The 12,269-nt window shown below is 59.1% G+C and carries 3 protein-coding genes; all 3 read right to left on the minus strand.

What is annotated here, in order from left to right; genetic code table 11:
• Positions 1–276 precede the first annotated feature (276 nt).
• Complete coding sequence (locus P273_RS0108820; protein WP_081709341.1) at positions 277–4,179, minus strand: InlB B-repeat-containing protein; 3,903 nt, start codon at positions 4,177–4,179, stop codon at positions 277–279.
• A 343-nt stretch (positions 4,180–4,522) separates the two neighbouring features.
• Positions 4,523–8,164: an InlB B-repeat-containing protein gene (locus P273_RS0108825; protein WP_367379023.1), complete on the minus strand. Its 3,642-nt coding sequence runs from the start codon at positions 8,162–8,164 to the stop codon at positions 4,523–4,525.
• Between the two features lie 469 nt (positions 8,165–8,633).
• On the minus strand, positions 8,634–12,269 hold a 3,636-nt coding region (locus P273_RS09875), incomplete at its 5' end, for an InlB B-repeat-containing protein (RefSeq protein ID WP_155804759.1).

Consider the following 12,269-nt stretch of genomic DNA (forward strand, 5'->3'; position numbering starts at 1 on the left):
TGCCTACCGAGAACTTCCCCGGCTTATAGGTCTTAATGCTACCACGGTCTACACACATTGACTGCCGGACTGCAATTTGGCGGGGTTGCAGGCAACTAGTTGCTGCCTTGCGGATGTTTAAATTACGTTGTTTTTCCTTTCGGTGCTGTGGTTGATGTGAGAGGGAAATGAGGTGAAGAGGGGGTGGGTGGCTCCGCTGTGTTGGGGACTGCGGGGCCACCCTGTTTGGCCGGGCCATCTTGGGGTATGGTCCGGCTGCTTACTCGGGTGAAGTCTTCAGACTTGCAGGCTGCGGGATTCGCGCCGGTGGCGTCCTGCTGCTGCGGCGCCGGCGGCGGCCAGCATTCCGGCGGCCAGTAGGATCATGATCCCGCTGCTGCCGGCGTGGGGCAGGATGCCTTCGTAGGTGTAGGTCAGATGCGCCTGGGGCTGGGCGATCCCGCCCAGGGTCCAGTCGACGATGACATCAGCCTGTCCCGGGTTATGGGCGGGCGTGGCCAGAGAAACAGAGCCGTCAGAGTTCTGTTGCAGGGTGTCTACGGCCGTCTGGTCAAATCTGACACCGGTGATCATCAGCACCGGGTTGAATGCCACCAGAGTCGGCGTGCGGCTCTGCGTCATGCTTTGCTCGGATCCAAGCTGGCTGTAGCGGTTGTCGCCCCAGGCGTAGGCCTTGCCGTCTTGGCCGATCGCTACGGAATGGCTCCATCCTGCACTGATTCGTACGGATGCGAACCCGGTGCCGACGCTGCCCTGATCTGAGGGGGCCGAGACTGGCCTGGGCGTGGCTCGCTTGCCTGTGGTGCCGTCACCCAACTGGCCGTTAGCATTGTTGCCCCATCCCCAGGCAGTGCCGTTCTGGCCGATGGCCAGAGAATTCCATGTGCCTGCGCTGATCTGCTGGGCTTTGACATTGGGCACCTGCTTAGGCAATGTCACTTGCTTGGACGATGTCTGATAGTCGGTGCTGAAGCCTAGCTGACCGTTGTTGTTCATTCCCCATGCCCATACTGTGCCGTCCTTATCGATGGCCAGAGCATGCCAAGCGCCTGCGCTGATTCGGGTTGCTTTCAGCCCTTTGCTGGTATCCGTGGGATCGCGCACCAGCGTGGGGTCGGAGGAGTAGACGGTCCAAGTATTGTTGGTTGAGGAGCCATTGCCGAGTTGCCCCCAGTTGTTGTAGCCCCAGGCGTATATGTCGCCATCCGCGTTCAAGGCCATGATGAAGCTCCAGTTGGCGCTGACCTGGACTGCATGCAGACCCTGGTTGGTGCCGCCTGGGTCGGCTACCGGGGTGGGCTTCGGTTTAGAGTCGGAATTTGCAGTGTTGACATTGTCGCCCAGGGTTGTGGCCTCGCTTCCCCAGCTGTAGACCTTGCCCGCAGTATCGATGGCGACCGAGTCGCAGGCTCCGGCGCTGACTTGGATGGCCTGGAGCGGCTGATCCGTACTGGGGTTGATGACGGCTTCCGGCTTGGCGTGGACGTTCGTATCCGTGCTGCCATTGCCTAACTGGCCGAAATCGTTGTGTCCCCAGCTGTAAACGATGCCGTCGGAGCCGATGGCTAGGGTGTGTGCGCCCCCTGCCGAAATCTGCGTGTAGGTGAAGTCTTTCTTCACGCCCTCCGGCTTGAAAATCTCGGTTGGTTTGTCCTGCTGTTTATTGTCGCCGGTGCCCAGTTGTCCGTACCTGTTGTTGCCCCAAGCGTAGGCGTTCCCGTCGCTGGCCACGCCTACTGAGAAACCGCGCATCTCCCTGTTTTGGGAGCCGCCGGCGCTGATCTGGTTGAAGCGGATGCCCCGGCTGGTCTTGGGTGGCGTGATGGTTACCTGCTGGCCGCCCATCGAGCTGCCCTTGATCGGGTTGATCGACCATTTGCCGTTGTCGGCGGGGCTCCAGTGGGCGACCAGCGTGATGTCCGCGGTGACCGGCTGGCTGAAGTCATAGGCGACCTTGGAATCGCCATCGGCATCCTTGATGAACCAACCATCAAACAGGCAGCTGTCCGCCTTCGGATCGGGGTACGGGCGCATGGCCTGCTCTCCCTCAGTGACGGACTGGTTTTGGGGCATGTCGGAAGATGCCGGGCAGGAGTTGTCTTCGTTGCTGAAGGAGACGGTGTATTTTGGTCCGTCGTATCGATAGGTCAAATGCACATCCGGCTGTGACGCCCCATTTATGGTCCATTGAACAGTCACGTCCGCCTTTCCCTTTGCATGTGGCGGGGTAGTGGCGTTCCAGGTGTCCTCATTCGTGTTCTTCGACAGATCTGTAATGGTTGTTTCGTCGAACTTCATGCCAGTGAGGTTGGGTGTGCCGAGTGCTGACACCACTCCGCGCTCTTCGTCGTTGACGGCCCCGTGTCCGAGTTCACCGTAATAGTTGAAGCCCCAGGTATACAGGTTGCCGTCTGAGCCGAGCCCCATGGTGTAGCCATTGTTTATGCTGGCCTGCTTCCAGGTGAAGTCATCCTGATTGCTGTCAGGCTTGGACACAATTCCCGGGCCGTTTACTGGTGTAGCTTGCCCAAGCTCGCCGTCACCGTCGGTTCCCCAGCTGTAGAGGTTGCCGTCTGAGCCGACCCCTATGGAGTGGTAGTCAGTCGTCATGCAGTCAATGTAATTGACGTTGGCGGGTTTATAGACAGCTGCCGGACGGTTGGCGACTTTGAGGCTCAGATCGCGCCCCAGCATAATTTCTTGCTCATCCGATCCCCAGGTATAAATGTTCCCATCTGAGCCAAGGGCCATGGAATTGTAATGGGCTGATCCTGTCTGGAGCCATGTGAAGTCGCTGGGAACACCTGCAGGTTTGTCGATTTTGCCGGGAATAGGATTGTTCGTCGCATCGGTGGTGTCGCGGCCCAGTTGATCGAAATCGTTGTTCCCCCAGCTGTAGAGGTTGCCGTCTGAACCGATTGCCACTGTATCGTAGAACCCTCCGCTTGCCTCGATCCAAGTGAAATTGGATGAAGCGTTTGCAGGTTTGTCGACTTTGGTTGGTTCTTTGACTTCTTGAGTTCCCCCATCATGACCCAGTTGCCCATACTCGTTCCATCCCCAGCTGTAGAGATTTCCAAGGGAATCAAATGCCATAGCGTGATTTGCTGCTGCCTTGATGCGGGTGAATTTGATGGTCTCCTGCTTGTCTACAGGCCTCGGCGTCCGATCACCGCCGAAGATATTGAAAACCCCGTCCCGCCCAAGCTGACGGAATTCGTTGGAACCCCAACTATAGAGAATGCCATCCGAACCGAGAGCCAGGGCAAAAGTGTCTCCTGCGCTGACCTGAACCCAGGTGAAGTCGGATGATACGTTTGCGGGTTTGTCAACTTTACCGGGTGTGGGATTTGGATCGTATAGGCTACTGCTGGCTATACGTCCCAGCTGGCCTTCCTGGTTGAATCCCCAGCTGTACAGGTTGCCGTCTGATCCCAAGGCCACGGCAAAATTATCTCCGGCACTGAATTGACTGAACCGAATATTAGGTATGACGGGTGGAGTAAGAGTGACCTTGGTGTTGCCGCTCGCTGGCCCATGGACGGGATCAATGCTCCAGGTACTGGAGCCTTTTATCCAGTGGGCTGTCAGGGTGATGTCGCTGGTGACCGGCTGACTGAAATCGTAGGCCACGGGTGTGTCACCTATGAGCCATCCGACGAATATATAGCCGATTCTTGAGGGATTGGCAGGTCGGCTTACGCGATTTCCATCCGTGATTTTTTGTTCTGTGCTGGTTTGCTGTTCAGGGTTGTTGAAGGTGACGGTATGTTGAGCGGATGAGCGTGGTTGTGGTCGGCCGTTTACATGTTCATCTGCAGCGATTCTTTTATTGGGCTCTGGGATGGTGGGTGACGGCAGCCGCGTTGTGTTGAGCGGGGAGGATGTAGCTAGGGGTGATGGTGTAGATAGGGGTGTGGTTGGAGTTGGAAGCGTTGCCTTGCTGGAGGAAATGCCCGAATTTTGCTTAGCTACGCGAGGGGTCTGACGACCCCCCCCCCCGGTGCCTCCTGCTGTGGCAGGCGCGCTCGCGCCGGACACAGCAGGCTCGCTGGCCTCAGTGCTGGCATCGGCGCTGGTGCCGGCAAGCAGGCCTAGAGGCAGGATGACAGCCAGCAGTGTGCTGATGGCCATAGCCGGTCCGATAGACGTGTGCTGGTGCTGACGCATGATAAGCATGATCCCCTTCCCCAGGAACTGCGGCTACATGCCCGGAACTCCCCAGTCCGGATCCCCCGCCGCGCGCCGGGCACAATCCCGGCCTCATCTGCAACAACTTTATCACCCCGGTGGACATGCCTATTCAAAACTCTATCGAGGTCCTAGCAAGTCCAGGGAGATTGATCTTGTGCTGCCTGAGGAGTTTTGTTCTATCTGGTTCTTCTGTCTGGCTTATTGATTCTTCCGGCCGAGCGGAAGCAAAAGAGAAATGGGTGGCTCCGTTGTGTTGGGGTCTGCGGGGCCACCCTGTTTGGCCGGGCCACCTTGGGGTATGGTCTGGCTGCTTACTCGTGTGAAGTCTTCAGGCTTGCAGGCTGCGTGCCTCCCGCCGGTGGCGTCCGGCCGCGACGGCGCCGGCCGCGGCGAGCAGTCCGGCGGCAAGCAGGAGGATCATGGTGCCATTGCTACCGGCGTGGGGGAGCATGCCTTCGTAGGTATAGGCCAGATGCGCCTGGGGCTGGACGATCCCGCCCAGGGTCCAGTCGACGATGACATCAGCCTGTCCTGGGTTGTGGGCAGGCGTGGACAGGGTTACCGACCCGTCAGAGTTCTGCCGCAAGACGCTAACCACTGTCTGGTCGAAACTGACACCGGTGATCAACAGGACCGGGTTGAAGGCTACCAGGGCCGGGGTGCTGCTTTGTGTTGTACCCCCGTTCCCGAGTTGGCTGTATGTGTTGTCTCCCCAGGCGTAGGCGTTGCCGTCCTGGCCGATGGCCAGGGAGTGGTTTCGTCCTGCGCTGGCGCGTGCGGCTGTGAGCCCGCCGTCGGCCTTGCCCTGGCCGGCGGGCGGCGATACGCGCGTGGGCTTGGGCTGGTCGCTGGTGTTCCCGTTGCCGAGCTGACCGTCACTATTCCATCCCCAGGCCCAGGATGCGCCATTCTGGTCGACAGCCAGGGAGTGGTGCACACCTGCGCTGATCCGTGCGGCCTGCAATCCTTGACTGGAGCCCGTGGGGCTTGGCACCTGCCTGGGCGAGGGCCGGCTGGTTGTCGTCCCGTCGCCCAGCTGCCCGTGGTCGTTGTATCCCCATGCCCAGGCGGCGCCATCCTGGCTGATGGCCAGGGCGTGGTTGGCTCCTGCGCTGATCTGCGAGGCTTTGAAAGTCCTGCTGGTGTTCGCAGGGTCGGGCACGGGTGCCGGATCGGCGGCGTATGTGGTGCTGTATTCTCCTGTGGCCGCGCCGTTGCCGAGCTGCCCGTAGTTGTCGTATCCCCAGGCGTAGAGGCTGCCGTCCGTGTCAATGGCCATGATGAAGCTCCAGCCGAGGCTGACCTGGGCCGCGTGCAGTCCCTGGTTTGATCCGTTGGGGTCCTTGGCCAGTTTCGGTGTCAGTTTGGATGCGCTGTATGCGGTGTAGTTGTTGTTTTCGCTGCCCCAGGTGTAGACGCGCCCCTGCTGGTCGATGGCCGCCGAGTCGTAGGCGCCGGCGCTCACCTGGGCAGCTTTGAAGGGCTGGCTTTTGTCAGATGGGTCAGGCACGGGTTGCGGCTTGGAATGGTCGGTGGTGGTGCCGTCGCCCAGCTGCCCATGGTCGTTGGCCCCCCAGCTGTAGACGATGCCGTTGCTCCCGATGGCCAGCACGTGGTAGCCGCCTGCCACGGCCTGCGTGTAGGTGAAGCCGGCGGCCACGCCGTCGGGCAGTGGAACCTTGACCGGCGTTTTCTGCGTGCTGCTGTCGGCGGTGCCCTGGCCGAGCTGGCCGTGCTGGTTGCTGCCCCAGGCGTAGGCGTTCCCGTCGCTGGCCACGCCCACGGAGAAGCCGTGGAAGTCACCGGCCTGGTAGCCGCCGGCGCTGACCTGGCTGAAGCGGATGCCCCGGCTTATCTTGGGCGGCGTGACGGTCGCCTGCTGGCCGCCCATCGAGCTGCCCTTGACCGGGCTGATCGACCAACCGCCGGTGTTGGCAGGGCTCCAGTGGGCGACCAGCGTGATGTCTGCGGTGACCGGCTGGCTGAAATCATAAGCCACATTGGAACCGCCTTTGGCATCCTTGAGGAACCAGCCATCAAACAGACAACCGTCTGCTTTTGGATCTGGATAAGGGCGCTTGACCTGATTGCCCTCTGTGACGGACTGGTCTCCTGGCATACCCGAAGCCGCCGGACAGGCAGCATCAACGGACGTGAATCCTACGCTGTATTTGGGGCCGGTGTATGTGTAGGAGAGGTACGCGTCCGGCTGAGGTCCGTTCATGCTCCAGGTGATGGTGACATTCACCCAGCCCTTGCTGTGCGGCGGAGTGGTGACGTTCCAGGTGCCGTCCGGGTTGGCTGTCAATCCTGTGCCGGGTGTCCCGCCGAATTTGATGCTGGTGATCGCGGCATGGTTGGTCAGGGGAATCGTACCTGGCTGATAGGAATCCCTTTTGTTGGTGTCTCGTCCTAATTGGCCATTGGAGTTGCGTCCCCAGCTGTAGAGGTTGCCGTCGGAGCCGATTGCCACAGCATGATCACCGCCTCCGATAACCTGGATGTAGGTAACGTTCTTCGCTGGAGGGTCGATTTTGGTTGGTTGGGGATCTGTCGCACCCCAGTATGGCCGTGCTAGTTGTGCATGGCTGTTGTTTCCCCACGTATATAGGATCCCCTGATCGTCCAAGGCGAAACCATTCCAGTCTCCCGCACTAATTTGGATTATGCGTGTCTTTGTAGGTACGTTAACCTTGCCTCGTGGGTTGATCTTTGTGCTGCCGGTGTATCGACCCAGCTGGCTGAAATTGTTGTATCCCCAGCTGTAGAGCACCCCATTCGAATCCAAGGCCAGGCAGTGCATGCCTTTGGCGATTACTTGTGTGTAGCGGACTCCGGCAGCAGGCGTATCCACTTTCCCTGGACTGCCGGTCGGCGTGGTGCTGGCGTCGCGGCCCAGCTGACCATGACCATTGCCTCCCCAGCTGTATAAGTTTCCATCAGTGTCGAAAGCCATGCAGTAGTCATATCCAGAGGTGATCTGGGTGAAACGGATTCCCGTCGGGGTGTCCACTTTGCCTGGCCTGGTGGTCGGCGTGGTGATGGTCCCGCGTCCCAGTTCGCCGTCGCTGTTGTACCCCCAGCTGTAGATGCTGCCGTCCGAGGCTAATGCTTCTGAGTGGTACTTTCCTGCGCTGACCTGGGTGAAACGAATTCCTGCAGGGGCGTCCACTTTTCCAGGAGTATCGGCTGGTGTGGTGTAGGTGTTACGCCCAAGCTGACCATAACTGCTGCTGCCCCAGCTGTACAGGTTCCCTTCTGAATCAAGGGCTAGGGAGTGATCGTAACCTGCGCTGACCTGGATGAAGCGAAGTCCGGCTGGGGTGTCTTCCCTGCTTGGTTGCCAGTTGTAGTCGGAGCCATACATTTCTCCCCAGTGGTAGATGCTGCCGTCTGATCCCACTGCCACTGAATATTGGTATCCTGCACTGAACTGGCTGAAGCGGATGGTTCGAGCCGGAGGTGCAGTCAGGGTGATTAAAGTGTTGCCAGCTGTGGGTCCTTGAGTGGGGGAGAGGTCCCAGACATCACCGTTTTTGGTCCAACGGGCTTCCAGAGTCATGTCGCTGGCGACAGGCTGGCTGAAGTCGTAAGCGGTCAATGTGCCGCTGATGAACCAGCCATCAAACGAATAGTTGGGTCGGGCTGGGTCGGCAGGCCTCAGCGCTTGGGCGCCTTCATTGACGGTTTGATCAGGCGTGGTGGTCCCGCCCTCTGTATCAGTGAACTTAACGGTGTACTGGGCGGCTGAGCGGGTCTGGGGATTTTCGGTATTCGTGCTTGGTGCGGCGGATGCAGTCGGTTGAATTGGTTCTAGGGGCGATGATGTGTTTAAAGGCGATGGGGTGGCTAGTGGTGATTGGGGTGTTTCTGATGTGGCTGTTGGCGTTGCCTTGCTGGGGAAAATACCGGAATTTCGCTTAGCTACGCGAGGGGTCTGACCGACCCCCCCCCCCCTGTGCCTCCTGATATGGCAGGCTCGCTGGCCTCAGTGCTGGCATCGGCGCTGGTGCCGGCAAGGAGGCCTAAAGGCAGGATGATGGCGAGCAGAAGACTGATGGCCATAGCCGGTCCCATAGATGTGTGCTGATGCTGACGCATGTTAAGCATGATCCCCTTCCCCAGAACCTGCGGCTACATGCCCGGAACTCCCCAGTCCGGATCCCCCGCCGCACACCGGGCACAACCCCGGCCTCATCTGAAATAACTTTATCACCCCGTTGGACATGCCTATCTACACTTCACTTAGGCCAGTAGTGTTCCAGGAGATTGATCTCGCTTCTTTTGAGGATTGCTCGTTCTGTCGGACTTATCAGTCCTTCTGGGCGGGCGGTTGCAAGAGAGAATGGGTGGCTCCGCCGTATTGGGGGAGTGCGGGGCCACCCTGTTTAGCCGGGCTGTCTTGGGATGCGGCCTGGCTGCTTACTCGTGCGAAGTCTTCAGGCTTGCAGACTGCGGGCCTCCCGCCGATGGCGTCCGGCAGCTGCGGCACCCGCAGCTGCGAGCAGTCCTGCGGCCAGCAGGATTATGGCCCCACTGCTGCCGGCATGGGGCAGCATGCCTTCGTAGGTGTAGGGCAAGTGGGCTTGGGTCTGGACGATCCCGCCCAGGGCCCAATCCACGATCACATCGGCCCGCCCCGGATTATGGGCAGGAGTGGCCAGGGTGACGGAGCCGTCGGCGTTCTGCCGCAGGGCGCCGATCACTGTCTGGTCGAACCTGACCCCGGTGATGTTCAGGGGTGTGGGGTCGAACATGGTCTGTATGGGTTTGGGGCTGTTGCCTGTTGTGGGGATGCTGGTGTTGCCGAGCTGGTTGTAGTCGTTCTTGCCCCATGCGTAGACGTTGCCGTCCTGGCCGATGGCCAGGGAGTGGTTGTGGGATGCGCTGACGCAGACGGCCTTGAACCCCTGGCCTGTGCTGCTCGGACCGATCACTTTCGTAGGGGTATCCTGCGAATGGGTGTTGCCGTTGCCGGTCTGCCCGTATTGATTCCAGCCCCATCCCCAGGCGTTGCCGTCCTGGTCGATGGCCAGGGAATGCCATGTGCCGGCACTGATCTGGGTGGCTTTGATGGTTTTGCCGGTGTTGGCGGGGTCGTTCGTGGGTCTTGTGTAGTTGGTGTCGTTGACCTTGCCCCAGGTGTACAGGCTGCCGTCCTTCTTTCCGATGGCGAGGGCGTGCCTGGTGCCTACGCTGATCTGCGTGGCTTTGAAGATCTTGCTGGCATCCTTCGGATCTTGGACCGGCTTCGGGTCGTTGGCGTAGCTGGCGTTGCCGTCTCCTGTGGCTGTTCCGTTGCCGAGCTGGCCGTTGGTGTTGTATCCCCAGGCGTATACGTTGCCGTCCTCGTCCAGGGCCAGGATGAAGCTCCATTTGACGCTGACCTGGACCGCGTGAAGCCCTTGGCTGGAGCCGTTGGGATCCTTGGCCAAGGTCGGCGCTTTCTTATCCGTCCCGTAGTCAGAGTAGCTGTTATGCTCGCATCCCCAGGTGTAGACGCGGCCTTGGTCGTCGATGGCGGCCGAATCGAAGGCTCCCGCACTGATGCGCACGGCCTTAAACGATTGGCCGGTATCTGGGTTGTTGACGGGCTGGGGCTTGTACCGGTCCGTGGTGGTGCCGTCGCCCAGTTGCCCGTGGTCGTTGCGGCCCCAACTGTAGAGGATTCCGTCTGAACCTATGGCCAGGGTGTGGGCGCCGCCTGCGGCAACCTGCGTGTAGGTGAAGCCGGCGGCCACGCCGTCAGGCAAAGGAACTTTAGTAGGCGTGTTCTGCATAGTTGTTTTGGCTGGGTCTTGACCCAGTTGCCCGTATTGGTTGTTGCCCCAGGCGTAGGCGTTCCCGTCGCTGGCCACGCCTACGGAGAAGCCGATGACGCTGGCCTGCTCGCCGCCGGCGCTGACCTGATTGAAGCGGATGCCACGGCTGTGATCAGGAGGGGTTATCGTCGCCTGCTGGCCGCCAAGCACGTTGCCTTGGCTAGGGTTGATCGACCAGTGCGTGTCGACTGGAGACCAGTGCGCGACCAGACTGATGCCGCTGGTGACGGGCTGGCTGAAGTCATAAGCCACATTGGAATCGCCTTTGGTGTCTTTGATGAACCAGCCGTCGAACATGCAGCCGTCTGATTTTGGATCGGGATAGGGACGCTTAGCTTGTTCGCCTTCAATGACCGATTGGTTTCCGGGCATGCCTGAGGGTACCGGGCAGGAGTCGTTCTTGGAAGTGAACCCGACGCTGTATTTGGGGCTGGTATAAGTGTAGAGCAGGTGTGCGTCAGGCTGCTGGCCGTTCATACTCCAGGAGACGGTAACATCTACTTGGCCTTTGCGATGTGACGGAGTAGAGACGCTCCATGTACCGTCTGAATTTCTGGACCGGTTGGTACCGGATATCCCATCAAACTTAATATCGGAGATTTCTGGCTGTTCAGGGAAAGGAATCTTGCTCGCACATATGCTGTTTTTGGTTGATCCAGTGTCGCGCCCCAGCTGGCCGCTGCTGTTATCTCCCCAGCTATATAGGTTGCCGTCTGAGTCCAGGGCCAGTACGTGTTGGTTTCCGGTTCTGACCTGGGTATAGGTGACTCCAACGGGCGTGTATATTTTGGTAGGGTCAGCAACAGTGCTATAGTCATTTGGATCTTTTGCCAGCTGGCCCTTGCTGTTGTCTCCCCAGCCATACAACATGCCATTAGATCCGATCGCGAGTGAGTATTCCCATCCTGCACTGATCTGTTTCCAAGCGAAGTCTTTTGCCGTGTCAGATGGATGAGCAATATTGCACTTGACATGGGTTGTATCGCAACTTGCTGTGCTGTATAGCTGGCCATTTGCAACAAGGCCCAGGGAATGTGCGTATCCTGCCGCGACCTGCTTCCAAGTGCTTCCGGAAGGACCGAATTCGGTTATTTGGGTTGGTATCGTTGCTTCGTAATTGAGACCTGGCATTGAAGGTGCATGAACCCCAGGGAATCCATTCCATCCCCAGCCGTACAGTTTTCCGCTCGTGTCAATAGCCAAAACGTGTTGGAAGCCTGCGCTTACCTGGGTGAAGTGAACTCCTGAAGGCATAGTGACTGGGCTAGGTTTGCTGGACGGTTCACTGCTGGAGGTAGGACGTCCTAGTTCACCGGTGTAGGCGTCTCCCCAACTGTATAGCTTGCCATCAGAGCCGAAGGCCAGAGCAAAGTCAGCTCCAGCAATGACCTTGGTCCAAGTGAAACTTGAATCAGCCTTTGTCGGTTTGTCGACTGGTTTGGGAGTAGGGCCAGCCTTCATGGTGTTTGAATCATCTGTGTCTGTTATGCGCCCTAGCTGGCCGTAATCGTTGTATCCCCAGCTGTAGAGGTTGCCGTCGGAACCAATGGCCAAGGAATAATCTCCTCCAGCCTCCGCTTGAACCCAGGTAAAGCTGGAGGATGCTTCCTTGGGCCTTGCGACCAGATTTGGCTCGCCACTTGGTGTTTCATTGGTAACAGTGCGCCCTAGCTCCCCGCCGCCGTTGCTTCCCCAGCTGTAGAGGTTGCCGTCTGAGGCAATGGCGAGGGAATGAGCCCCTCCTGCACTGATTTGAGTGAAGTGGATGCTGTTTGCTGCCGGCGGGGTTATGGTGATTTTGGTGCTTCCGGCTGTTGGCCCATTATCAGGGTTGATGGACCATGTGCTTGATCCTCTGGTCCATTGGGGAAGCTGCTTGGTCCAATGCGCATTAAGGATGATGCTGCTGGTGACTGGCTGATTGAAATCGTAGGCAAGGTGTGCGCCATCCTTGAACCAGCCTTCGAAAACGTAGCCGTTCCTGGTCGGATCAGCGGGTCGCTCCGCCAGTTCACCAGCCTTGACGTTTTGCCTCATGCTGGTGTGCTGGTCGGGGTCGTTGAAGGTGACGGTGTACTGAGAGTCCGGGGTCTGATCGGTTTTAGTGGATTCTGTCGGCGTGGGGTTTAGGGAAGATGGTGTGGATAAGGGGGATTGTGGTGTACTTGGCGCTGATGTTGGAGTCGCGCTACTGGGGAAAGTGCCGGAATTTTGCTCAGCTACGCGAGGGGTCTGACGACCCCCCCCCCCGGT

It is taken from the genome of Bifidobacterium sp. A11 (genome assembly GCF_000499185.1).
Taxonomy (GTDB): Bacteria; Actinomycetota; Actinomycetes; order Actinomycetales; family Bifidobacteriaceae; genus Bombiscardovia; species Bombiscardovia mizhiensis.

What these genes read in the sequence shown, in the direction of transcription:
- P273_RS0108820 (WP_081709341.1), bottom strand. Translation starts at nt 4,179, where the DNA reads ATGCTTATCATGCGTCAGCACCAGCACACGTCTATCGGACCGGCTATG.